20 protein-coding genes and 1 tRNA gene are annotated in these 23,474 nt (G+C 56.3%); 6 read left to right on the plus strand and 15 right to left on the minus strand.

Annotated elements, in window-relative coordinates; translation table 11 throughout:
* Positions 1 to 113: 113 nt before the first annotated feature.
* The gene (locus tag GU3_RS09720; protein WP_014292361.1) at positions 114 to 1,112 is read left to right on the plus strand and encodes a type IV toxin-antitoxin system AbiEi family antitoxin; all 999 of its coding nucleotides are present in this window, start codon (positions 114 to 116) and stop codon (positions 1,110 to 1,112) included.
* Positions 1,066 to 1,899 (plus strand): nucleotidyl transferase AbiEii/AbiGii toxin family protein, encoded by an 834-nt coding sequence (locus tag GU3_RS16770; protein WP_083829456.1) that lies wholly within the window; start codon positions 1,066 to 1,068, stop codon positions 1,897 to 1,899. Before GU3_RS09720 ends, GU3_RS16770 begins: the two co-directional genes overlap by 47 nt.
* A gap of 369 nt (positions 1,900 to 2,268) precedes the next feature.
* Here the strand turns inward: GU3_RS16770 and GU3_RS16625 are convergent, their stop codons facing one another.
* From GU3_RS16625 to GU3_RS09770, 8 genes are all read right to left on the minus strand, one after another.
* On the minus strand, positions 2,269 to 3,543 hold the full coding sequence (locus tag GU3_RS16625; RefSeq protein WP_050899369.1) for a HAMP domain-containing sensor histidine kinase: 1,275 nt from the start codon (positions 3,541 to 3,543) through the stop codon (positions 2,269 to 2,271).
* 16 nt (positions 3,544 to 3,559) lie between these two features.
* On the minus strand, positions 3,560 to 4,237 hold the full coding sequence (locus tag GU3_RS09735; RefSeq protein ID WP_202798301.1) for a response regulator transcription factor: 678 nt from the start codon (positions 4,235 to 4,237) through the stop codon (positions 3,560 to 3,562).
* 11 nt (positions 4,238 to 4,248) lie between these two features.
* A complete protein-coding gene (locus GU3_RS09740) occupies positions 4,249 to 7,407 on the minus strand; it encodes an efflux RND transporter permease subunit (RefSeq protein WP_014292365.1) in 3,159 nt (1,052 codons plus the stop codon).
* Positions 7,400 to 8,557, minus strand: a complete 1,158-nt coding sequence (locus GU3_RS09745; RefSeq protein ID WP_014292366.1) for an efflux RND transporter periplasmic adaptor subunit — start codon at positions 8,555 to 8,557, stop codon at positions 7,400 to 7,402. Before GU3_RS09745 ends, GU3_RS09740 begins: the two co-directional genes overlap by 8 nt.
* Positions 8,558 to 8,573: 16 nt before the next feature.
* A complete protein-coding gene (locus GU3_RS09750) occupies positions 8,574 to 9,935 on the minus strand; it encodes an efflux transporter outer membrane subunit (RefSeq protein WP_014292367.1) in 1,362 nt (453 codons plus the stop codon).
* 107 nt (positions 9,936 to 10,042) lie between these two features.
* A protein-coding gene (locus GU3_RS09755) for an IS3 family transposase (RefSeq protein WP_148265890.1) occupies positions 10,043 to 11,220 on the minus strand; the annotation gives its coding sequence in 2 pieces (ribosomal slippage) (positions 10,043 to 10,929 and positions 10,929 to 11,220; 1,179 coding nt in all).
* Between the two features lie 469 nt (positions 11,221 to 11,689).
* Positions 11,690 to 12,019 (minus strand): multidrug/spermidine efflux SMR transporter subunit MdtI, encoded by a 330-nt coding sequence (gene mdtI / locus GU3_RS09765; protein ID WP_014292370.1) that lies wholly within the window; start codon positions 12,017 to 12,019, stop codon positions 11,690 to 11,692.
* Positions 12,020 to 12,022: 3 nt separating this feature from the next.
* The gene (locus GU3_RS09770; RefSeq protein ID WP_237711129.1) at positions 12,023 to 12,379 is read right to left on the minus strand and encodes a multidrug efflux SMR transporter; all 357 of its coding nucleotides are present in this window, start codon (positions 12,377 to 12,379) and stop codon (positions 12,023 to 12,025) included.
* Between the two features lie 103 nt (positions 12,380 to 12,482).
* On the opposite strand from GU3_RS09770, the gene GU3_RS09775 reads away from it, so the two are divergent.
* Positions 12,483 to 13,361, plus strand: coding sequence for a LysR family transcriptional regulator (locus GU3_RS09775; protein ID WP_014292372.1), 879 nt, complete (start codon positions 12,483 to 12,485; stop codon positions 13,359 to 13,361).
* A gap of 68 nt (positions 13,362 to 13,429) precedes the next feature.
* On the opposite strand, the gene asnB is transcribed toward GU3_RS09775, so the two are convergent.
* The 4 genes from asnB to GU3_RS09795 form a co-directional block, all read right to left on the minus strand.
* Positions 13,430 to 15,094, minus strand: coding sequence for an asparagine synthase B (asnB, locus tag GU3_RS09780; protein WP_014292373.1), 1,665 nt, complete (start codon positions 15,092 to 15,094; stop codon positions 13,430 to 13,432).
* A gap of 188 nt (positions 15,095 to 15,282) precedes the next feature.
* The gene (locus GU3_RS09785; RefSeq protein ID WP_014292374.1) at positions 15,283 to 15,921 is read right to left on the minus strand and encodes a 2OG-Fe(II) oxygenase; all 639 of its coding nucleotides are present in this window, start codon (positions 15,919 to 15,921) and stop codon (positions 15,283 to 15,285) included.
* A 179-nt stretch (positions 15,922 to 16,100) separates the two neighbouring features.
* Positions 16,101 to 16,188, minus strand: a tRNA-Ser gene (locus GU3_RS09790).
* Between the two features lie 131 nt (positions 16,189 to 16,319).
* On the minus strand, positions 16,320 to 16,745 hold the full coding sequence (locus GU3_RS09795; RefSeq protein ID WP_014292375.1) for a YbjN domain-containing protein: 426 nt from the start codon (positions 16,743 to 16,745) through the stop codon (positions 16,320 to 16,322).
* A gap of 185 nt (positions 16,746 to 16,930) precedes the next feature.
* Here GU3_RS09795 and GU3_RS09800 point away from each other — a divergent pair, with 185 nt between their 5' ends.
* Together GU3_RS09800 and GU3_RS09805 are read left to right on the plus strand one after the other, a co-directional pair.
* Positions 16,931 to 17,794, plus strand: a complete 864-nt coding sequence (locus GU3_RS09800) for a universal stress protein (RefSeq protein ID WP_014292376.1) — start codon at positions 16,931 to 16,933, stop codon at positions 17,792 to 17,794.
* A 110-nt stretch (positions 17,795 to 17,904) separates the two neighbouring features.
* The gene (locus GU3_RS09805; protein ID WP_014292377.1) at positions 17,905 to 19,497 is read left to right on the plus strand and encodes an ABC-F family ATPase; all 1,593 of its coding nucleotides are present in this window, start codon (positions 17,905 to 17,907) and stop codon (positions 19,495 to 19,497) included.
* A gap of 96 nt (positions 19,498 to 19,593) precedes the next feature.
* Here the strand turns inward: GU3_RS09805 and GU3_RS09810 are convergent, their stop codons facing one another.
* Entirely contained in the window at positions 19,594 to 20,448 is an 855-nt protein-coding gene (locus tag GU3_RS09810; protein WP_014292378.1) for a universal stress protein, read from the minus strand.
* A gap of 315 nt (positions 20,449 to 20,763) precedes the next feature.
* Between GU3_RS09810 and GU3_RS09815 the strand changes: the two genes are divergently transcribed.
* Positions 20,764 to 20,955 (plus strand): hypothetical protein, encoded by a 192-nt coding sequence (locus GU3_RS09815; protein ID WP_014292379.1) that lies wholly within the window; start codon positions 20,764 to 20,766, stop codon positions 20,953 to 20,955.
* 123 nt (positions 20,956 to 21,078) lie between these two features.
* On the opposite strand, the gene GU3_RS09820 is transcribed toward GU3_RS09815, so the two are convergent.
* Positions 21,079 to 21,933, minus strand: a complete 855-nt coding sequence (locus GU3_RS09820) for a universal stress protein (protein WP_014292380.1) — start codon at positions 21,931 to 21,933, stop codon at positions 21,079 to 21,081.
* Positions 21,934 to 21,950: 17 nt separating this feature from the next.
* The gene (locus GU3_RS09825; RefSeq protein WP_014292381.1) at positions 21,951 to 23,435 is read right to left on the minus strand and encodes a SulP family inorganic anion transporter; all 1,485 of its coding nucleotides are present in this window, start codon (positions 23,433 to 23,435) and stop codon (positions 21,951 to 21,953) included.
* Positions 23,436 to 23,474: the final 39 nt, after the last annotated feature.

The following is a 23,474-nucleotide window of genomic DNA, read 5'->3' on the forward strand; positions in this document are numbered from 1 at the left end:
GTAGAGGCGCGGTATGTGAACCGGTGCCTGTATCGTTCAGGGTCTCCGCTCCTCTTGCAGTTCTTGGTGTTCACGTTTATGATTTGTTCATGATTCATGAACGGTGATGATGTGTGAACACTAACGCGACTCTGCTGATGCTGGCCATGGATAATCTGCCCTCGCATATTCAAGGAGAGTGCACCTTTGACCCACAGCCGGATGGCAAGCCTTACACCGATGCCCAGGTCACCCTGACTGTACGCGGCGAACGCTACCAGTTTAGCGCTGAAATAAAGCATATCCACCGTAAAGAAAGCCTCACAGCACTGCTGGACGCTGCTCATCCCAACACTCTGTTGGTGTGCAACAGACTGACTGCTCATCTCGCCGACTTTTGCTCCAGCAACGCTATCAACTTCATTGATGAAGCCGGCAACGCCAGGGTGAGCTGTAACGGGCTGAATCTGTGGATCGAGGGGAAAAACAGCTCTGTAAGTCACCTTGCAACTCAGCAGCAGGCAAAGCCGGGGTTGGGCTTTATGAAGCTGTTGTTTGCCTTGTTGGCCCAAGAGGATGTGTTACATCTACCGTTTCGAACCATTGCCGAGATGGCAAATATTTCATTGGGCATGGTCAGCAAGGGTTTTAAACAGCTGGAGTCTGAAAAGCTTGTCAGTCTGGGCAGTACCCGGCGCATTCTTGATAAAGAAGCCCTTTACCATATCTGGATTGAACACTATCGCACGGTACTAAGACCAAAACTAGGTGGGCTAAAACTGGTTGCTCCTGATGATTGGCGAGAGATCTCCTTAACACCCAAGGATTGCTGGGGGGGAGAAGTGGCCGCCGATGAACTGACGGGTTATCTACAGCCTTATGAGTTACAGCTTTTTACCTTTGAGCCACTACAGAAAAAGCTTGCTCTGCTCAAGGCAAAGCCTGACCCTGCCGGTAGACTCTGGTTGATTCCGGCATTCTGGGGAAAGGAGCTGGATGTCAATATCAACGCCAGGGCATTACTGGCTGTTGCCGAACTGCTTGCAAGCAGCGATAGCCGAAACAAAGAGGTTGCCGAACTCATCAATGAGCAATATCTACACCTTAAAACACTCCCTGAAACCTGGGTTTGAGCCTGTACTGACACTAATCACCCGCACAACCAGGCAAACCGGAGTGCCATTTTTTGTTGCTGGGGCAACGGCGAGAGATCTCGTTCTGTATCATGTATTCGGGCGGGATCCCGGTCGTCAGACCCGGGATATTGATACCGGTATTCTGGTGCCAGATTGGAACGCTTTCTCCCGAGTAAGACAGGCTTTGCTGGATGCTGGTTTAACCGTAACCAATAGAGTCCATCGACTTAAAGACCCCGACAGTGGCTTGCCAATTGATATTATTCCATTTGGTGCCATAGCCGATGACGCAGGTGAAATACAGTGGCCACCAGAGCATGCTGTCACCATGTCGGTGGCTGGATTTCAGGAAGCTTACGATGCCGCCTTATCAGTAGAGTTAGGGCAGGGCGATACCATCAAAGTCGCGTCACTGGCCGGGCTGACTCTGCTAAAGTTGATTGCCTGGCAGGAGCGGGGAAACGAGAGCAGCAAAGACGCGGCTGACTTTTTAACCATTTTGCTTGAGTACCAGCATGTTCAGGAGGATCGTCTTTGGGAGCCTTATATCCCGGGGGAGCGCATGGAGTATGATACCGAGAGGCAGGGGGCTTTCCTGCTCGGGTACGACTTGAAGATGATCTTGTCTGAGCCAGCCACCAACCCGGAGACCGTCAGCCGGATAATGGCATTGGCGGCTGATATTGATGGACTGGTCGGGGCTCAGTTCAGGAGTCAAAATCTCTGCAGTTACGAGAGGATAGAGCAGCTCCAACGTGACTTTTGGTCGGGACTGGAGTTGTAAGAACAGTCTCCACTCAGTTAAAAAACCAGAAAATTCTGAACATGGTATTTTTCTTGGTATCGAAGAGTTGTGGTGTATTAAGCTACTGATATTTAAGGTTTTAAACACTCTGTAAATAATGGAGTGGAAGTGACAGACACGCGTCGGCAATGTCTGGTACCGACTGGCAACGGCAGGTACCAGGTATTCATAAGATAGAGAAGGTTGGCCCTTCCGCGGGAAGGGTAGCGAACTCTTGGGGGAAAGCAGCCTTGTGAAGAATATCTTTGGGAGAGGTGCTTGCTTCAAGTTATTGATCGTCGAGTTTGGCTGACATGGGGATTGAATGCCTTTGTATTCAGGTAAGCATAATGCTGGTAACGCAGTTTTTTACGCTTTTGATTCTGGCGGAGGTGGTACAGGAAACATCAGCTCTGCTCTTACCCCGTGATTCAGCCATTCCAGAGACAATTGCCAGCCAAGCCGATCACAGATTTTTTGCACAAGCATCAGTCCCAGCCCAAAGCTGCTATCACTATCTTCGGCTAGGTATTCGCTATTATTACGAATGACGATGCGCTGGTTCGTCACGGTAAGTGTGATGGTGCCCCTTTCTGTAAACTGATAGGCGTTGCGTAGAAGATTGGCCAATACGATACGCAATGGAACAAGAGGCAGGGGTTGCACCGATCTCGCTTCTGGATAGTCCCGCTGCAGCTGTACTTCTTTGCCCTGAAGCAGATATGCCAGTTCTTCACTGATGTCGTCCAGTAACCTTGCAGGATCAACAGAAGATATGGATGGCGGGGTGTCGTTTTCCCGGCTTAACCAGAGCAGGGTTCCTGTTAGCTGCTGCATGTTTTGGCTGGCTCGGTTTATCCGTTCCATCGGACGCTCGAACGTTGTCGGTATGCCTACCCGCTGAAGTAATTCCATATTCGCTCGGATGATAGCGATTGGCGTACGTAATTCATGGCTGGCGTGCCGGACGAACTGGTGCTCGCGCTCCATAAGCCCCGCGATCCGATCAAAGGCATTTCGGAGTCGCTCTGCAATGCTGTTTAGTTCGTGGAAGCGGAAGTCTGGTACCGGCTGCTGGATATTTTCAAGAGACAGGCTCTCAGCCCAGTCTGCCAGCTTCTGTGTGTAGTGGTTGATCCGGCGATTATAGATCCAGATAGCCACCAGCATGATCAGCAGATAGCCACCGGCCAGGTAAAATTTCAGCTGCCAGGTCTGATCTAAATCCGCCTGTTCCTCTTTGGTCAGCAGGTTGCTCTGATAGTCGGAAATAACGAACAGGCGCCGCTGATCAGGTAGCAGGTGCAGGTAAACAATCAGGTAGCGCGAGTCCTGCCAGTCTTCCTCACCCCAGTGATAGTCGCTGAATTGTCCGGGTTGCAAGGTATCCGGATCGATCAGTTGTCGATAAAACTCAGGTGCGTTATCCAGATTATCTAGGAAGGAGCGAATTGATGATGAGTTCGACAAGGGTGTCTCAAGATTTTGTCGGTATTTGGCCTCGAAGGACCGGGCTTCCATCAGTAGTGCGCCACCGACCGCTTCATCCAGCCCCTTGATGAAGAAAAATTCAAACGCAATAGAGAAGGCCAGCGCTGTTATCAACGCCAGCCCTGACACGTAAAGGGCCAGTTCCCGACGCATGGTGCGTCGCTGCCGCTTACTGTTCCGGGGTTGCATCACGGATCGCAAATCCCTGTCCTTTAATCGTGTGTATCAGGTTTTTATCGAAAGGCTTATCAACTTGCTGCCTCAGATGGAACATATGTACTTTCAGGCTGTTACTGTCAGGTGGTTCATCCGGCCACAGAGCCTGTTCCAGTTGGCTTCGGCTCACGACCGCTGGGCTCGCGCGCAGCAGCGTTTCCAGAAGAACCAGGCCGGAAGGTTTCAGTTTAAGCAGGGTGCCAGCACGGCTGACGGTGCGGTTATCCAACTCCAGTGTAAGGTCGGCCAGACACAGTTTGCGCACCTGGCCACTGCGTCGTTTGGCCAGCGCCCGAACCCGCATGATCAGCTCTTCCATTGCGAAGGGCTTCACCAGGTAGTCGTCAGTGCCGGCACGGAAACCGGCGACTTTATCGTCCAGCGTGTCCCGGGCGGTGAGCATCAGTACCGGAATGTCTATTCCCTGTTGTCTGAGTTTTTCACACAGGCTCAGGCCGTCGATCTGTGGCAGCATAAGATCCAGCAGCAGCACGTCATAACGGTTAGAGGTTACGAGTTGCAGTCCCGCCTGACCGTTGTAGGCATGATCGACACAGATATTTTCCAGCGCCAGATAGTCGGCCACCGACGCGGCCAGATCACGGTCATCTTCTACCAGTAATACCTGCACAGCCTGATCGCTCATGACATGGTTTCCATCGTCGTTTTTGATGTGGTGCTGTGTTTGCGGCGTTTCTTTCGCCATTGACGAATAGTCAGGTCCTCACTGATCAGCACCAGTGCTGGTATCAGGATCAGGGTGATCAGCGTTGCGAACAGAATCCCATACCCCATTGCGACGGCTGCCGGAATCAGGAACTGGGCGTTCTCGGCGGTCTCCCAAATCAGCGGAATAAGGCCTGCGTAAGTCGTTATTGAGGTCAGTACGATAGCCCGCATCCTGCTACAGCCAGCTTCCACCATCGCCAGTCTGGTTGGTTTCCCCTGCAGTCGATTCTCATTGTAGCGGCTGATCAACAGGAGGCTATCGTTAACCACGACTCCGGACAATGCCAGGATGCCAAAAAGCGACAACAGACTCAGCGGAATATCGTGCAACCAGTGCCCCAGCAGGGCACCGATCACACCAAAGGGGATAGCACTCATAATCATCAGCGGCTGCAGGTATGACTTCAGCGGGATCGCAAGCAACGCGTAGATCGCAATCAGTGCAACCAGAAAAGCGCCTTTCAGCGAGTTGGTGGTTTCTGCTTCTTCCTGCGCTTCGCCGCCAAACCGAATGGTCAGGCCCGGATAATCCCGTTGCAGTTGGGTCAGCAATTGAGCGTCGATACTGGCGATTATTTCCGCGGGGGCGGCAATCGCTTTATTCACATTGGCGGTGACCACTGCGACCCGGCTTCGGTCAGTTCGCTTAATCTCATCGGCGACATACCGGGTGGAGATATCCGCAACTGTGCTCAGCGCGACCGTCCGGCCGTCCGGGGTGCGAATACGAGCCCGCTGCAGATCATCCAGTTGTTGGCGTTGATCCTGTGGGTAATGCACTTTGACCTTCATCTCGTCCCGGCCACGCTGTATGCGCTGCACCTCATACCCCTGATAGGCTTGTTGGATCTGGCGTGCCAATAGGGCGGTGGTGATTCCCATCGCCTCACCGGCCGGCCGTAGTTGGAGGTCGATCTGGGCCTGGCCGGTTTTCATGCTGTTTTCGATACCGGAAACACCGCTGTAGAGTGCCAGCGCTTCCTGTACTTTTGTGGCGGCCTGTTGCAGGGTTTGCGGTGACTCCGCAGCCAGTTCAATACTGATATCTGCGGCACCTTCCCAGGTGGTGACAAATTTCAGCTTACGCACGGCCTCCAATGCACCGACTTCCTGTTGCCATAAATCAGCAATCTCCTGAGTGCCGAACGGGCGCTGATCGCGGGGCGACAGTCCGGCAATGACAGAAGCACTGCTATCACCGGATAGTGTCATCAGGTTAGGGATGGGAGGCTGAGACAGCTGGTACTCATCCTGCAGGCGCTGATTAAGGCGAGCGGCGGTCTGTTCAATCTCGATCGCCTGTTTCTGAACCAGACCGTAGCCTGCCTGCGGATCCAACTCCAGTTGCACTTCGATAAAGTCGCTCGGAATATCGGGGAAAAAGACTGCGCGTATCTGGCCGGAAGGCACCATGCCACCGACGATAATGAATAGACTGATTGCCAGCATCAGCGCAACGTAGCGGAAATTCAGAACCTGATGAACAAACGGCCGATAGATGTTGCGGGTAAAGTACGTCAGACCCCGACTGACCTGAGTCTGCAGCCATTGCCAGCCGCAGCTCACAGGATTCCGGGCCGCGCCACTGTCCATTTTCAGGTGTGCCAAGTGAGCGGGAAGAATCAGTTTGGATTCCACTAGCGAAAAGATCAGGCAGAAAGCGGCCGCGTAGGCAAAGAAGCTGAAGATCTTACCCATCTCCCCTTCAACCAGAGCCAACGCCAGGAAGGCGACTATGGTAGTTAACACTCCGAATACCGTCGGTGTGGTGACTCGCTGGGCTCCCCTGATAGTCGAGTTGAGGCTTGCACCGTAACGCTGACGCTCACTATAGATGCTTTCGCCCACGACTACTGCATCATCTACGACTATGCCCAGTGCGATGATAAAGCCGAAGGTAGTCATCTCATTGAGGGTCATATTGAATAGCCGGGCATCCATCAACAGCATCGCGCCGGCGAAAATGACGGGCAGACCAGCCCCGACCCAAAATGCAACCCGAATATCCAGGAACAGGGCTAACAGCAACATGACCAGGGCGATCCCCATTACACTGTTTTTCAGCAGCAGGTTAAGACGGGCGCCGATATACAGACTCTGATCATTCCAGATCTTGGCGGTAATGCCTTGCGGCAGGCTACCACTGAAACTGTCGATCTCCTTTTGGACTGCTTCGCTGATGGCCATGATGTTGGAGCTGGAGTACATCTTGATGTCCAGCCAGATCGCCCGCTCACCGTTGAACCGTGATAGCACGCCCGAGGGTTCATAGCTGTCCCGGACTGTCGCGACGTCGCCCAGAGTCAGGCGTTGACCATCTCGGGTCTGACGAATCACAATCGCCTCAAAGTCGCGTAGCCGGTAAAGTTGCTGGTCGGCTTTGACGATCATTGAGCCTTCCCGGCTGAATAGTTCACCACCGGCCACTGTGAGTGATGAGGCGGCGACCTTTTCGGCAATATCGCTGATGGTCAGGTTTAGTGCCTGGAGTCGGTGCTCATCAACCTCGATGCTGATCTCCGGTGTTTCCCGGCCATTGGTGTTAACCCGTTCAATGGCCGGATTGTTCAGCAACAGGGTGCGTAGCTGACGGGCGGTTTCCTGCAGCACATCCTGAGGAACATCGCCGGCCAAATGCACCGATACCGCATCTTCAAGATAGGTGGCTTTGGTGATGACCGGGCGTTCCGCCTCGGCGGGTAGAGTCGAGATGCCGTCGATCCGGTTTTTGATGTCCCGGTACAGCGTATCCAGATCGTACCCGCTGCTGCGCTCGACCGTGATACTACTGCCCTCTGTGTTGGAGATGCTGCTGATCTTTTTGATACCCTGAATGCCTTGCAGGGCCTCTTCGAGTTTGAGAGTAATACCCTCTTCTGCGGAGCGTGCAGAACCACTGTCGTAGCTGACAGAGATGCTGACACTGTTAGGCGGTACTGGGGGGAAGGCTTCAACCCGAAGGTTAAGAGCGCTCATGACGCCAGCCACTAAAATCAGTAGCATCAGCAGATTAGCCGCGACAGGATTGGCGGCAAACCAGGCTACCCAGCCTTTATGGCCAAGATCATTCATTGGGTGTTTCCTCAGACAGAACAGGCTGAACCGCCATTCCCGGCAGATAGCTGGCCAGTGGTTTGATAACCAGTGCGATCTCCGCCGGCAGTGACATCGCAGGAATGTAGTGCAGCCCCTGAGTACTGAACAATGGTGTTGCCGCATGCCTTTGCAGTCGGTTTTCGGTCACGGTCCAGATATAGCCATCAGCCGTGAGCGCGGTGGCCGGAATCGCAAACAGATGGCTGTGCGGTTGCCCTTTCAAGCTCACTTCCACGAAACCGCCGCTGAGCAGGGGAGGCGATTGTTTCAGAGGGTCTGCAACGTTGACAGTCAAACTACGCTGTCGAGTTTCAGTGTTAATCGCGGCCGATAGCTGGCTGACCTGTCCCTGCCACCGATGTGCTGGCTGGTCCGGGTCACGCAGCTGTACCTCAACCTGCTGAAGATCGTCAGGAAGTTGTTGCCATTGCAGGCTGGACAGTGTCAGCTCTAATTCTGCACGGTTGGTACCTCGCAGGGTTGCGACCGCAGCCCCGGACTCAATGTAACTTCCCAGAGTTGCTGAGCGGTCTATCACCACGGCATCAAAGGGGGCTCTGAGAGTGGTTTCTTCCAGATCCCGTTGTGCACGCTGAAGTGTCTTCCTGGCAGCAACGACCCGTGACTCCGCCAGCTTTAATTGCGGTTTTCTCAACACCAGATCGCTGGGGGGTGCCTGAATCCCTGAGCGCTGCCAATCCCGTTCCGCTTGTTTCTGCTGACGACGTTCCTGCATCAGCGTTAATTCGGCATCGGCCAGTGCCTGACGGGCATTGGCTACCGCTTCCTCATAACTGGTAGTATCCAGTTTCAGTAACGCTTCGCCTTGTTTCACTGGATGGCCATTTTGAAAGGCGTCCGAGCGCCAGGTAACTCGACCGGAAACCAGACTGCCTAGCTTAACTTCATCCGTTGCACGCACTTCGGCATAACCTTCAATGCGGCTCTGATAGGTGCCGCTCTTTAGTGAGAGAACGGTGACCCGGGGCAGTGTTGCCGGTGCTTCATATTGTTCCGGTTGCGGCTGGTTGCTGATAGCAAAGTTGGTATAAAGCAGCGCCAACGGGATCGTACACAGTGCCAGACCGGTTAGCGTGATAGGCAACCAACGACGTTTCTGTTGCATGATATTCTCTCGTGATTCAGATACTCATCCCCAGCGCCAGGCCGAGGGTGATACGGTTAAACAGACGGTTCTGGCGAACCTGGAGAAGCTGTATGCGGGCCTCAAAAGCAGTCTGCTCGGCACTGATTAGATTCAGGATGTCGCCTACGCCATCACGGTACAGCGAACGGTAGTGATCGAGGCTGGTTTGCGAATGTTGCAGGGCTTGTGCAAGGGCTTTTTCCTGTTGAGCCAGGGTCGCTTCCAGGTCGAGCCCGTTGTCCACTTCGTTTACCGCATCCAGCAGTGTTTGCTGATACTTGAGGTAGCTCAGTTCGGCATCCAGCTGGGCTATGTCTGCCTGGGCTTTTAGACGTTCGGAATTGAACAGTGGTGCCGTCAACTGCCCGAGGAGACTCCACAGCGACGACCCTTTGAGTAATTGATCCAGATCTTGCCCTGTATCGGAGAGAGTGGCCTGCAATGAGAACCCGGGTAGCAGCTGCTTGTAAGCTTTGGCAGCACTGTGATCAGCGGCCTGAATTCTCAGATAGGCGGCTTGCAGGTCGGGGCGACGAGCCAGAACGGTACCTGGAAGTGATATCGGCGGTGTGGTGATATCCGGTGTCACCGTGATCTCTGGCGGTTCACTGTTATTGCTGACGCCGCGCAGCAGATTTAACTGCCTCAAGGCCACTCGTTGCTGGTTCTGACGCTCAATAAGGCTGGCCTGAACGCGAGCCGTTGCGGCCTTTGCCGTCGCCAGATCCGCTAGGTTACCCAATCCGCTCTGATAGCGATCCAATATTACAGCGCGGTTGTTTTCAGAACTTTTTAGCCATTGCTGCTCAGTTTCGATGATCTGCTGGCGCAGACTGATATCCAGCCAGCTTTGCACGGTGCGGGCCGCCAGAGAGTTGCGTGCAGCGTCATAGTCGAGTTTCTGCGCTGCCGCAGTTTGCTGTGCTGCCGCCTGACCATCAGCCAGGCGGCCCCAGACATCCAGCTCCCAGTTCAGATTCAAAGCCAGTGTATGACGAGTACTGATCTCTTGTTCTTTTGATCGCTGGCTGGTCAGTAAACCCGTCAGTTCCGGTTGACGGGCTGCACGTTCAGGAGCGATCAACAGTTGTTGCTGTCGTAAACGCAGGGCGGTTTGTTGCAAATCCAGGTTATTGTTAAGCGTTTCATCGATAAGCTGTTTCAATTGCGGTTGCCGGAACAGATCAAGCAGCCCGGCATCCTCCGGTAGCCCGGATAGATCCAGCGTTTGTGCTGGCACAGCCCAGTCTTCTGGCAAAGAGAGATCATCGACCCTGCCAGCCTGAGGATCATTCAGGGTGCTGCAACTAGTTAGCAAGGTCAGAGAGAAAAATATCGTTAAAGTGCCTGGTTTCACGTCCAGCCAACTCCTGATCGGGGGCTAATATCGCGATAGTTATAAATGAAGAGTGGTTAATGGAGGGTTAAATGGATGGAGTGGCCCCGATAAAGTAGACACTTAAGTTAAGCGGCAGCTGCGTAGGCATTGGGAGTTATTCCTCCCAGCGCCATGTGGCGCCGCACTTTCGGGTAATACTCGTCCGTATAATACCGGACTTCATCTGCCATTTCGTCTCTTCCGAGCATTCCTAATGGATGTATCCATTCCTTCTTGAGCAGCGCGAAGAAGCTTTCCGAACAGGCGTTATCCCAGCAGTTACCTCGGCGTGACATGCTGATGGTGATTCCCCGTGTATTGAGCCATCTCATCACCTCTTCGCTCCGATACTGACTCCCCTGGTCCGAGTGGAACAACAGCTGTGTCCCATCTGGCAGCTGATGTTGCCATGCCTGCTCAAGGGCCTCCAGCACCAGCTGAGCGCTATTGATCGCACCCATGGCTCGGCCCACCACGCGGCGTGTGCCCAGGTCCAGGACTGCAGCAATGTAGAGCCAGCCTTCACTGCACCGGATTTGGGTGATATCTGATACCCAAACTCGGTTCGCTGACCCCACCGAGAACTGGCGATTCAGCAGATTCGGCAACACAGGCAAGGATGATGCTGGCTTTTGATATCCTGCTTTAGGAGCCGTGCATGAACGATAACCAGCGTCTTTCAGCAAGCCCTGAACCTGGTTCTTGCCGCAGCAGAACCCGGCATCCCGTGCTTCCAGCCACATCTTGCGATAACCCGGCACATTCTTCAGTTGCCTGGCTCGCTCGAGCAGGAAGGTGCTCAGCGTCCGTCGCTCGATGGTACGCGCTCCCGGCGAGTGCTGACGTGCTCGCCAGCGATAATATCCCGCTCGTGACACATCGAGTACTTCACACATTATCGAGACCCGCCAGCGTTGACTTCGGTGAGCCTCGATAAAGGCAAACCTTACTTGCCGTGCTTGGCGAAGTACTCTTGTGCCTTTTTTAGGATTTCGTTCTCCAGCTCTTTCCGCTCAAGCTGCTTCTTCAGCCGAGCCACCTCGCGCTCCAGCTCCTGCAGGCTTTTTTCTGGTCCGGTGTTTTCAACTGCTTTGTCAGATGATTTCTTGGTCATGATCCACTCTCTGCGCCAGCGACTCAATTGGTTAGGATGGATCCCGAGTCTGCCAGCAAGCTGAGCTTGTGTCTCTGTGGTGGATAGCGAGGCCTCGACGGCCTCACGTTTGAATGCATCGCTAAAGTGACGGTGGGGTTTGTACTTCATAACACCTTCTCATTAAATGAAGGTGTCTACTTTTTTCGGGCCAGTCCAGGAGGAGCAGATAATAGTGATTTCGCAACTTCAAAGGTTGGGGGCGCTGCCGGCGTAGTATATTCACATGGGAAAGCCCGTTTTCGGGGATGGGCGTTAGATCAGATCAACCCAGTTTAGATGTCGTGGTCTTCAACGGAGATTGGAATACACCGAAGGCGCTCTGTGTCAGAGTACAGTTTGGCAGTTTCTAAACATTTCATAACATGGCATTTTTCATGGTATTACCATTTTTAATGAAAATAAGATATTGAATATAAAGGGTAAAAATAGATTGTTTACTATCGAGTGGGAATAATTTGGTTTAGCTGAATGAAAAAGCCCCTGCAGTGCAGGGGCTTTTTGTTTTGGAGGGTGTTCATGATTGTACCGTGTTCATGAATCGTGAACGTTTTCTGCATGTGAACGCTGAAGCGATCTTCTACGCCAGCTTGAGCAACACCACGCCCAGAAGGATGGCGGCGACGCCGGACCATTCCACGGGGTTGAGCCGTTGTTTGAAGAGAAACAGGGCAGTGGATGCAGTAAGCAGTATGCCTATGCCACCCCACAAGGCATAGGCGATAGACAGATCAATGCCTTTGACTGCCTGCGACAGGGACGTGAACGAGACCATTATGCTGATGATGCCCAAAGTACCGATCATCCGTTTGCGAAAACCATCAGAATATTTGATGAGTATATTGGCGGTCACTTCCAGTAAAATGGCCATGATCATAAAAACATAATGAATGAGTTCGGCGTTTTGCATTGCTTAACGCTCCTGCCTGTTATTGGCTTCTGCACTGGGGGCACCCAGGGTGGTCAATACCACCCCTGTGATTAACACGGTGAGTCCGAGCAGTTTGATAAAGTTCAGGCTTTCGTTGAAAAACTGCACGCCGATGAAGGTGATGCTGATCAGACCCAGTGCTTCCCAGGTGGCGTAGGCCTTGGCGATTGGCATGTGCTTCACGGCCAGCGCCAAAAAATAAAAAGACAGCCCGATCATGGTGTACATAAACAGCAGTGCAGGCACAGAGGCGCTGTCGGATACTATTTTCATGGTGAACACGCCAATCACTTCGGCTGCGATTGCGGCCATCAAAAACCCCCATGGTCCTAACAACACTATGGCTCTCCTTGTTCCCTACAAATATGAATGACGCCATTTTTACCACAATGAACGCAGTTCCAAAGTTTGACTCTATCAACTTTGTTGATAGAGTGACGGCATGCAATGGAATCTTGAACAATTACGGCAGTTTGTGGCCACCGCCGATCATGGCTCAATCAGTGCTGCCGCCCGCCATTTAGGCAAGGCACAATCGGCCGTAAGCACGGCGATTGGTCTGCTGGAAGCAGATTTGGGGATAGTGCTGTTTGACCGGAGCACGCATCGCGCCACATTGTCCGATGCAGGCCAGGTGATGCTGTTGGAAGCGCGCGAGTTACTGAGGCAAGCCCAGGCGCTGGAGCAGCGCGCTCACTCCCTTGCTGCACGCAACGACGGCAAGCTGGCGCTGGCGCTGGATGAGGTGCTTCCGCGCACGGCCATCGGCACGCTTGCCCGGGAGATCTCCCGGAACTTCCCCGCACTGGAGTTAACCTTGCTGAATGGCACGGCAACCGAAGTGGCAGACTACGTGAGTCAGGATCGCGCAGACCTGGGGTTTCACTTTAATCGAGGACCGCTTCGGGATCGCTTTGACGAACGTCATATCGGCGCACTGAATCAGGGCCTGTTTGTCGCTTCTGGTCATCCCTTGTTACAGAAAAAACAGGTCAAACGCACCGATCTGGCCCGCTATCGGCAGCTGCTCATGCATTCCGAAGACATTGAAGAAAATGTATACAGCCCAAGGGTCTGGCGTGTTGACAACTTTCATACCATCGCGGAGATGGTCGCCGACGATCTCGGCTGGGCGATTCTGCCGGCTCACATTGCTGCCTATGGCAGTGACGACAAGCCTTTGCAGCAAGTTTCCTGTCCGTCTTTAGACTTGCCGCAGTTGTCTGTGCGGATACTGTGGTGTCAGGGGCGAAGGCTGGGTGTCACGGCCCAGTGGGTGGAAAAACGGTTGATGGAACTGCTGCAGCAGGGGCGGCAATAACCTCGTTAGTATGGCAGCCTTAAGCGTTGACAGGCCGCGGACTCACCGCGGCCTGTCGCGTTTGCTATTCAGTACGACTGGCTGTGCACCCCTTTTACCGCCCGGCCGGACGGGTCGGCCATGTTTTTCCACTGCTCGTCCCACTCCAGGGCGGTGGGAGTGGAGCAGGCCACCGAGGGGCCGCAGGGCACGCAGCGGGCGGCGGAGTCTTGCGGAAAATGCCCTTCAAAGATGGCCCGATAGTAATAGGCTTCCTTGCTGGTGGGGGTGTTGAGTGGAAAGCGGAAGGCGGCCGTGGCCATCATCTGATCGGTGACCTGCTCTTCCACCATGGCCTTCAGGCTGTCTATCCAGGAATAGCCCACGCCGTCGGAGAACTGCTCTTTTTGGCGCCAGGCCACTTCATGGGGTAACAGGTCGGCAAAGGCCTCACGCAGTATGTGCTTTTCCATCTTGTCGTTCACGCACATCTTGTCGGCGGGGTTGAGGCGCATGGCCACGTCCATGAATGCCTTGTCGAGGAAGGGCACCCGGGCTTCCACGCCCCAGGCGGCCATGGACTTGTTGGCGCGCAGGCAGTCGAACTGGTGCAGGGCCTTGAGCTTGCGTACCGTCTCTTCATGAAAGGCTTGTGGGTCGGGGGCCTTGTGAAAATACAGGTAGCCGCCAAAGAGCTCGTCGGAGCCTTCACCGGAGAGCACCATCTTGATGCCCATGGCCTTGATGCGCCGGGCCATCAGATACATGGGGGTGGAGGCACGTACCGTGGTGACGTCGTAGGTTTCCAGGTGATAGATCACCTCGCGCAGGGCATCCAGCCCTTCCTGCACCGTGTAGTGCAGCTCATGGTGCACTGTGCCCAGGTGTTCCGCCACCTTGCGCGCGGCAATCAGGTCCGGCGCACCTTCCAGGCCAATGGCAAAGGAATGCAGCCGGGGCCACCAGGCCTGGCTGTTGCTGTCGTCTTCAATACGCTTGTCGGCGTAGAGCTTGGCCACGGCGGAGATAATGGAGGAGTCGAGCCCGCCCGAGAGCAGCACGCCGTAGGGCACGTCGCACATCAGCTGGCGCTTCACCGCCGCCATCAGCGCCTCGCGCAGCTCGCTTACGCTGGAGGTATTGTCTTTTACTGCGCCGTACTCTTCCCAGTCGCGCTGGTAATAGCGGCGCGGGCTTCCTTCCTTGCTGTAGAGCAGGTGTCCCGGCGGAAACTCACTGATGGTTTTGCACACCGGGGTCAGCGCCTTCATTTCGGAAGCCACGTAGAAGTTGCCGGCCTCGTCATGGCCGGTATAGAGCGGAATGATGCCCATGTGATCCCGGCCAATCAGGTAGGCGTCGTTTTCTTCGTCGTAGAGCACAAAGGCGAAGATACCATTGAGATCGTCGAGAAACTCGGGCCCTTTTTCCTGATAAAGCCCGAGGATCACTTCACAGTCGGAGTGGGTCTGAAATTCAAAGCCGCAGGTCAGGCCGGCTTCCAGCTCCTTGTGGTTGTAGATCTCGCCGTTCACCGCCAGGGCGTGGGTGCGGGCGGGGTTGAGCAGGGGCTGGGCACCGCTGTCCAGTCCCACAATGGCAAGGCGCTCATGCACCAGAATGGCCTTGTCGTTACTGTAAATACCCGACCAGTCGGGGCCCCGGTGGCGCAGCAGCCGCGACAGCTCCAGCGCCCGGTGGCGCAGAACGGCGGGGTCAGACTTGAGTTCCAGAATACCGAAAATGGAGCACATGGCGTTTTCCTTAACGTGGTGAGCCGAATGCTTTCAGGTTGACAGAGGATGACGGCGGTGAAAAGGGGAAATAATGAAATCTCACAATAAAACGGCTTGTGATTTTATTTCGATGATTTACCTGCCCTTTTTTGGTAATCCGTTAATATAAACTCCAATAAATCAACGGATCACTAATTCGAATGTGATTATAGTCTCAGCACCGGCGCCACCGGATCGTCAATGCGAAACCAGCCGGCAATGCTCAGCCGCGGCCGGCGGGCCGGCAATACCTCATGGGGAAAGCACTCCGACAGAAAACACACCAGGGTGCCGCCCTCGGGCATGACCTGATACTGCGGCTCCCCGCCCTTTTCCCCATAGATCAGTAATTCGCCGCCATGGTCCGGTTGCCAGCCGTCGTTCAGATACAGCACAGTGGTTACCCGGCGGTTGCCGCGGCCGCGAAAGGCGTCCAGGTGTTTTTTGTAGAAATCCCCATCGTCATAACGGGCGTAGTGGCACTCGTAATCCTTGAGCCCCATAAACAGCTGGCGATTCAGCTGTTGCTGAAGGTCGGCCATCAGCGCCAGATAGGCTTGCTGGGGGGCGGTGGTGCCGTCCAGCCAGCGGGTTTTGTCGGTGCGGATGCGCTCGTTGTTGTGGTGTGACTGATGCCGGCCAATGCCGGCCGGGGTCAGCTGCCAGTCGGGCAGACGGGCAAAGTCGTCGCGCAGGGCAGCGGTATCGGCGGCAGTGAGAAAGTGGGGAAAAATACCGATGCCGGGGCCGGCAATCGCAGTAATGATGTCGTCACCAACGCAAGTGACCAGTGGTGCTGTATTCAATGGCAAAACCCTCCTGTGGAGCGCTTATGTACACCTTCAACAACGCGGGGAACAGCGAGAAATTTTTCCCGTCAGAAAGAGTGGATTAGAGAATGGTGCCAAATGGCAGGGAAAAGGGCAATGGCAGACCTGCCCAATACGAAAAACCCCGCGCATTGCTGCGCGGGGTTTAAAAATGCTGGCGGTGAAGGAGGGATTCGAACCCTCGATACGTTGCCGTATACACACTTTCCAGGCGTGCTCCTTCAGCCACTCGGACACCTCACCACATTTTTCGTTGTTACCCGTGCGGGCCTTGCCCTTGGGAACGGGGCGTAATGTACTGGCAGTTGCGAACGGGTTCAAGCACTTTTGCGCATTCAGGATTTAACTGCCGCATTCCTGCACAGTCTGCCGCCTTAATGCACAGCAGCCGGCATTTTCTGGGGCTCGTCCTGCATCAGGTAACCGAGTTCGCCCAGCTCCTGCACCAGTTGCTGGGTGGCCATCATGGTCTGTTGTACAATCCACTGGAACTGATGCTGCTCCATACCGGCCTGGGTGTGCAGGTAGTCGGCCACGATCAGCCGGGGCAGGTTGTCGTCAACGATGTCCACAAAGATCTTGAGGCTGGGGTAGTTCATGTTCAGCCGGCCCAGATCGGCCACCAGGGTCAGCAGGCCGGTGGGGCGAATTTCCACTTCGGTGGTGAGAATGGCATCTTCGTGCTCCACGAACAGCCGGCTTTCCAGCACACCATCCAGCCCCTGCAGCTCGGCAAGGTGAATGCCATGGCAGTTTTCGCAAATGTAGTGATCGATGTGGCCGGCAACCAGCCAGCGCATGGCAACTTCTGCTGTTAACACGTGATGTCCCGATAAAATAAAGCGCTAAGGAGCGGTATTGTAAACCAAAGCCGGTACGCAGGAAAATTCAAACGCCAAGGCCGCCCATTTGCTTTTTCGGCAGAAAGAGGAAATGCTGGCAATAAGACTCAGTGATCTCTCACGTTTGCATAGAGGATGAGCCAATGAAAACGTTACTGGCGGCGGTCGATCTGGAGGCGGGCTCCCGCCGTGTGGTGCAGCGGGCAGTGGCCCTGGCGTCCAGCCTGGGTGCCGAACTGCATCTGATACACGTGATTGACGAAGCCATGGTGCTGTATGAGCCGATGATTGAAATCTCGGTGCGCCGGCGGCTGAAACAGGGGGCCGAGCAGGCCATGGCGGCGCTGCTTGAAGGGCTGCCCCTGGCGCAGGTCCCGCAACTAAAACGCCATGTGGTGCTGGGCAAGCCCGATCTGACCCTGGCCCGCAAGGCCAGTGAGCTGAAGGCGGAGCTGGTGATCGCCGGCCAACATCACCTCGAGCCGATGCAGGAGCTGTTTCTCGGCACCACGGTGGAGCGGCTGCTGCGCCATTGCACCATGCCGGTGCTGGTGGTTGCCAGCGACCAGGATGAACCCTACCAGCGGCTGGTGGCGGCCACCGATTTTTCTCTCAGTTCACACCATGCGCTGGGGGCGGCCCTGGCGCTGGCCCCCGAGGCCGACATCAGCCTGGTGCATGTATTTGAGCCGCCGGCCCTGCTGCGCTTTTTACGCCAGGAGCAGCCCCATACCGACAGCCTGATGGCCCACCAGAAACAGCGCATCGAGCAGGAAGTGCGGGAAGAAATGTCCCATTTTCTGCAAGCCGGTGAACGGGATCGGGTCACCACCCGGATCATGACCGGGGATATTCACCAGCAGCTGACTCAGGCGGTACAGCAGACCGGCGCCCAGTTGCTGGCGCTGGGCTATCATGGTCGCCAGGGCCTCAGCCGGTTATTGATTGGCAACCTGGCCATGAGCTTTCTCAGCGCACCGCCCTGCGACGTGCTGATCACCCGCTAGCCGGCCTGATTAATTCCTGAACAAGCCTTTGAACTTTCCCTCGGCCGCCGGTATCCTTGGCGGCCTTTGGCGTTTCGCCTTTCCCATCTTTACTACAGCGAGTTTGTTTCTTGATTTCCACCAACAACATCACCATGCAGTTCGGCGCCAAGCCGTTGTTTGAAAATATTTCCGTCAAGTTCGGCGACGGCAACCGTTATGGCCTGATTGGCGCCAACGGTTGCGGCAAGTCCACCTTTATGAAAATCCTGGGCGGGGATCTGGAGCCCAGCGCCGGTAACGTGAGCCTGGACGTGAACGAGCGCATTGGTAAGCTGCGCCAGGATCAGTTCGCCTATGAAAACGAGCGGGTACTGGACGTGGTGATGATGGGGCATGCCGAGCTGTGGGCCGCCATTCATGAGCGCGACAGCATTTACGCCAACCTGGAAGCCAGCGACGAAGACTACATGCGCGCCGCCGAGCTGGAAGGCCTGGTGGCGGAATACGATGGCTACACCGCCGAAGCCCGGGCCGGCGAACTGCTGCTGGGCGTGGGCATTCCGCTGGAGCAGCACCAGGGGCCCATGAGCGAGGTGGCACCGGGCTGGAAACTGCGGGTGCTGCTGGCCCAGGCGCTGTTTTCCGATCCGGATGTGCTGCTGCTCGACGAGCCCACCAACAACCTGGATATCGACACCATCCGCTGGCTGGAAGGGGCGCTGAACGACCGTAACAGCACCATGATCATCATTTCCCACGACCGCCATTTCCTGAACAGCGTCTGCACCCACATGGCGGATCTGGATTACGGCGAGCTCAGGGTGTATCCGGGCAACTACGACGATTACATGCTGGCTGCCACCCAGGCCCGGGAGCGGCTGCTGGCCGACAACGCCAAGAAAAAGGCGCAGATCGCCGAGCTGCAGTCGTTTGTGTCCCGCTTCAGTGCCAACGCCTCCAAGGCACGCCAGGCCACCTCCCGGGCCAAGCAGATCGACAAGATCAAGCTGGAAGAGGTCAAGGCGTCCAGCCGCCAGAATCCCTTCATCCGTTTTGAGCAGGACAAAAAGCTCTATCGCAACATTCTGGAAGTGGAAGGCCTGGCCAAGGGCTATGGCGAGACACCCTTGTTTAAAAACCTGAGCATGATGGTGGAAGTGGGCGAGCGCATTGCCATTCTGGGTACCAACGGCATCGGTAAATCCACCCTGGTGAAAACCCTGGTGGGCGAGCTGACCCCGGACAGCGGCACCATCAAGTGGTCGGAAAACGCCAGCATTGGTTATTACGCTCAGGATCATGCCGCCGACTTTGACACCGATCTCACCGTGTTCGAGTGGATGAGCCAGTGGCAGCAGGAAGGAGACGACGAGCAGACCGTGCGTTCCATTCTGGGCCGGCTGCTGTTCAGCCAGGACGACATCAAGAAGAAGGTGGGCGTGCTGTCGGGCGGTGAGCAGGGGCGCATGTTGTTTGGCAAGCTGATGATGCACAAGCCCAACATTCTGGTGATGGACGAGCCCACCAACCACCTGGACATGGAATCCATCGAGTCGCTGAACATGGCGCTGGAAATGTACCCCGGCACCCTGATCTTCGTGTCTCACGATCGGGAATTCGTGTCGTCCCTGGCCACCCGCATTCTGGAGCTGAGTGAAAACGGCATTCGCGACTTCAGCGGCAGCTACGACGACTACCTGCGCGAGCAGGGCGTGGTCTGATCCGTTTTGTCGCCCCCGCGAAGGCGGGGGCCACAGCTTAACCAACAAAAAACGCCGGACAGTGTCCGGCGTTTTTTTATTTGGCGTGCGAGTGTATCAGCGCAGGATCAGCATGGGCTTGTGGGACTCCTGCAGCATCAGATCGGTAATGCTGCCCAGCAGCCACAGCCGAATGCGCGAGTGGCCATAGGCGCCCATCACCATCAGATCCATGTTCTGCTTTTCCTGATAGGCCAGCAGGTTTTTCTTCACTTCTCCCTGCAGCAGGGCGGCGGTGGCCTGATGGCCGTGATCTTCCAGCAGCTGGCGCGCGGCTTCCAGTTGAGCCTGTTTTTCCTCGCTGGGGCCGGCCACCATCACCACATGGCATTCCAGTCCCTTGAACAGCGGGGATTTGGCGATGTAGTCCACGCACTTGCGGGTGGTGTCGCTGCCGTCAAAGGCAATCATGATACGCTGGGGCGTAGTGAATTCGCCGTCGGTCAGCAGCAGCGGCTTGTCGGTGGTGCGGATCACCTGCTCCACATGGCTGCCCAGGCGTTCCGGGCTGTCGTCTTCGTTGGTGCCCCGGCGACCCAGTACCACCAGATCGGCATAGTCGTCATACTGCTCCAGTACCTGCACCAGGCGGCCCTCGCGGGAAATGGTGCGCGGCTCGGGGTAGCCGGCCTGCTGCACATGCGCGCTGGCCTGCGCCAGTACCAGCCGGCTCTGCTCCCGGGCCAGCTCGGCCCGCTTTTTATCGAGTTCCACCAGCTCGGCCTGAATGCTGTCCTGGGCGCTGAGGCTGGCGGCAGCACCCATGTTCAGCAACATGGTGGGCTCGGGCTTGTGCAACACGTTCAGCAGCACCAGGGAGGCGGACAGCTGCTGGGCAGCCCAGGCCGCATAATCGCAAACGCAGGCGGTGTGTTTGGAGCCATCGATACCGGCCAGTACATTGGTGCTCATCTTTTTTATCCTGATAGGTGATTGATGTGAAAAAGAATTGCGGGGGCTTATGAGTCAGCACTCTAACACAGTTTGCGGGGGAGAAAAGTACCCGCCATGGCTTTTGAACCGGGCCCATTTTGCGGGAACGACTCGTTTGGCATAGATCAATAAAAAAAGCAAAAAAAATGTCAAAATAATTGTAATTATCTTGATGCAGGTCAACTCTTATAGGGTAAGCGTTGGGTTAGCCAACGTCCAGATGTGCCCGAAGGCCACTCGTGCTGACCGCCTGTGATGGCGGGTGACGGCGCGAGTCTTGACAGGAGATGTACCATGAAGACCGTCATGTCAGTCATGCTTGCCGCCGTGTTTGCGCTGAGCATGGTGCCGCTTCATACCAGCGCGGCTACCGCCAGCCAACCGGTGGCCGATACCCTTTCTTCCAGAGGCGATGGTGCCGATAACCGGCAGTGCCGCATGATGGAAAAACAGGGCAAAAAACTGCCCGGTTTCTGCCGGCCCTGATCGCCCTGATACCGCTGATGTGGATACAAAAGGAGCCGTTGCGGCTCCTTTGTTCTTTTCTGGGTTCCAAACGGTGAAAAGGAAAACCCGCCAGCACCGCCCGGGGCGGCAGTCCGCTACAGCTCACCGCAAGACAAGCAACGGCGCCTGGGCATCCCGGATCATGGCGGTGGTGGTGCTGCCCACCAGCCACTGGCGAATGCGGGAGTGGCCGTAGGCGCCCATGATCATCAGCTCCATGCCGTGCTGTTGCTGATAGCCGGTGAGGGCCTTGTCGGCCTCGCCGGGCACGATGGCGGTCACGGCCGTGATCCCCGCCTGCGCCAGCCATTGCCGTGCCCATTCCAGCTGGGCCCGGTTGTCGTCGGTGTCGGCACCGGCCAGCACCAGGTGCAGCTCCAGCCCTTTGAACAGCGGACTGGCGGCCAGCATTTCCACGCCCTTGCGGGTGGTGGCGCTGCCGTCAAAGGCCAGCATGACTTTTTCGGGAGAGCGAAACTCCTCCAGGGTCACCAGAATGGGCCGGTGCAGGGCACGGATCACCTGCTCCACATGGCTGCCCAGGTGAGCATGGGCCGACCCGGAGGCCTCGCCGTGGCGGCCCAGCACCAGCAGCCGGGTGCTGGGCTCAAGCTCCATCAGGGTATCCACCAGGGCGCCGTGGCGCTGCAGGGTGTCGGGGCGGGTCACCCCGCTTTCCTGGGCCCGCGCCCTGGCGGCCTCCAGCATCAGCCGGCCCTGCTCCCTGGCCAGCTTGCCCCGTTGTTCATCGAGCTCGGCCAGCTCTGCCAGCAACTGTTCCTGGCTGCCCAGGCCAATGCTGCCACTCAGGTTGCCCTGCACCGGTGGTGCTTCCCGGTCGAGCACATGCACAAAGGTCAGGGGCGCATTCAGGCGCTGGCTGGCCCAGCCGGCCCAGTCGCATACCGCGGCCGCATGGCCGGAGCCGTCGATACAGGCCAATACTTGTTCGGTCATCTTCTTTCCCTCTCTCATTAGTGGCCCATCAGCTTTTCTACCGCTTGCGGGTCGTTGTGAACGGCGAAACGATCCACCAGGGTGGCACTGGCCTCATTCAGACCAACAATATCCACCTCGGTGCCTTCCCGGCGGAACTTGATCACCACCTTGTCGAGGGCGCTGATGGCGGTAATGTCCCAGAAGTGGGCACGGCTCAGATCGATACGCACCTTATCGACCACTTCCTTGAAATCAAACTCATTGATGAACTGCTCGGCCGAGGTAAAGAATACCTGGCCCACCACTCGGTATTCCCGGGTGCCGTCGGCGGCTTTTTCCGAACCGATGTACAGGACCTGGCCCACCTTGTTGGCAAAGAACAGGGCGCTGAGCAGCACACCCACCAGCACACCCCAGGCCAGGTTGTGACTGTAGACCACCACGGCCACGGTGGCGATCATCACCAGACTGGTGCTTTTGGGGTGGGTTTTGAGGTTCTTGACGGACTCCCAGCTGAAAGTGCCGATAGACACCATGATCATCACCGCCACCAGGGCTGCCATGGGGATCTGCGACACCCAGGGGCCGAGGAACACCACCAGGATCAGCAGTACCACGCCTGCCACCAGGGTGGACAGCCGGCCGCGACCGCCGGATTTCACGTTGATGATGGACTGGCCAATCATGGCACAGCCGGCCATGCCGCCCAGCAGACCGGCACCGATATTGGCCAGCCCCTGACCCTTGCACTCGCGGTTTTTGTCGCTCTTGGTGTCGGTGAGGTCATCCACTATGGTGGCGGTCATCATCGACTCCAGCAGGCCCACCACGGCCAGCGACAGGGAGTAGGGCAGAATAATGGCCAGGGTGTCGAGGTTGAGCGGCACATCGGGCCACAGGAACACCGGCAGGGTGTCGGGCAGCTCGCCCATGTCGCCGACGGTGCGCACATCAATGCCAAAGGCGATAGCCACTATTGTCAGGCTGACAATGCACACCAGCGGTGAGGGCAGCAGTTTACCGACCACCGGCACCAGCGGCAGCAGGTAGATAATCCCCAAGCCGGCGGCGGTCATGGCATACACGTGCCAGGTGACATTGGTCAGCTCCGGCAACTGGGCCATGAAAATCAGAATGGCCAGGGCGTTGACGAAGCCGGTGACCACGGAGCGGGACACAAAGCGCATCAGCTCACCCAGGCGCAGGTAGCCGGCGACTATCTGGAACAGGCCGCACAGCAGGGTGGCGGCGAGCAGGTATTCCAGGCCGTGCTCCTTCACCAGAGTGACCATCAGCAGCGCCATGGCGCCGGTGGCGGCGGAGATCATGCCCGGCCGGCCGCCCACAAAGGCGATAATGACGGCGATACAGAAGGAGGCGTACAGGCCGACCTTGGGATCGACCCCGGCGATAATGGAAAAGGCGACGGCTTCCGGGATCAGCGCCAGGGCAACGACAATGCCGGCCAGCACATCGCCGCGCACGTTCGAAAACCAGGTTTGTTTGATACTGGGTAACATGATGATGGTTCCAGGTTGTGGATAAACGCAATCCATGCC

Source organism: Oceanimonas sp. GK1, assembly GCF_000243075.1.
Taxonomy (GTDB): Bacteria; Pseudomonadota; Gammaproteobacteria; order Enterobacterales; family Aeromonadaceae; genus Oceanimonas.

Excerpts from the sequence above, each read along its gene's own strand:
- GU3_RS09745 (WP_014292366.1), bottom strand. The coding sequence starts at position 8,557 with ATGCAACAGAAACGTCGTTGGTTGCCTATCACGCTAACCGGTCTGGCA.
- GU3_RS09815 (WP_014292379.1), top strand. The coding sequence starts at position 20,764 with ATGAAGACCGTCATGTCAGTCATGCTTGCCGCCGTGTTTGCGCTGAGC.
- GU3_RS09775 (WP_014292372.1), top strand. The coding sequence starts at position 12,483 with ATGCAATGGAATCTTGAACAATTACGGCAGTTTGTGGCCACCGCCGAT.
- mdtI (WP_014292370.1), bottom strand. The coding sequence starts at position 12,019 with ATGCAAAACGCCGAACTCATTCATTATGTTTTTATGATCATGGCCATT.
- GU3_RS09820 (WP_014292380.1), bottom strand. The coding sequence starts at position 21,933 with ATGACCGAACAAGTATTGGCCTGTATCGACGGCTCCGGCCATGCGGCC.
- GU3_RS09740 (WP_014292365.1), bottom strand. The coding sequence starts at position 7,407 with ATGAATGATCTTGGCCATAAAGGCTGGGTAGCCTGGTTTGCCGCCAAT.
- GU3_RS16770 (WP_083829456.1), top strand. The coding sequence starts at position 1,066 with ATGAGCAATATCTACACCTTAAAACACTCCCTGAAACCTGGGTTTGAG.
- GU3_RS09825 (WP_014292381.1), bottom strand. The coding sequence starts at position 23,435 with ATGTTACCCAGTATCAAACAAACCTGGTTTTCGAACGTGCGCGGCGAT.
- GU3_RS09800 (WP_014292376.1), top strand. The coding sequence starts at position 16,931 with ATGAAAACGTTACTGGCGGCGGTCGATCTGGAGGCGGGCTCCCGCCGT.
- GU3_RS09810 (WP_014292378.1), bottom strand. The coding sequence starts at position 20,448 with ATGAGCACCAATGTACTGGCCGGTATCGATGGCTCCAAACACACCGCC.
- asnB (WP_014292373.1), bottom strand. The coding sequence starts at position 15,094 with ATGTGCTCCATTTTCGGTATTCTGGAACTCAAGTCTGACCCCGCCGTT.
- GU3_RS09795 (WP_014292375.1), bottom strand. The coding sequence starts at position 16,745 with ATGCGCTGGCTGGTTGCCGGCCACATCGATCACTACATTTGCGAAAAC.
- GU3_RS16625 (WP_050899369.1), bottom strand. The coding sequence starts at position 3,543 with ATGCGTCGGGAACTGGCCCTTTACGTGTCAGGGCTGGCGTTGATAACA.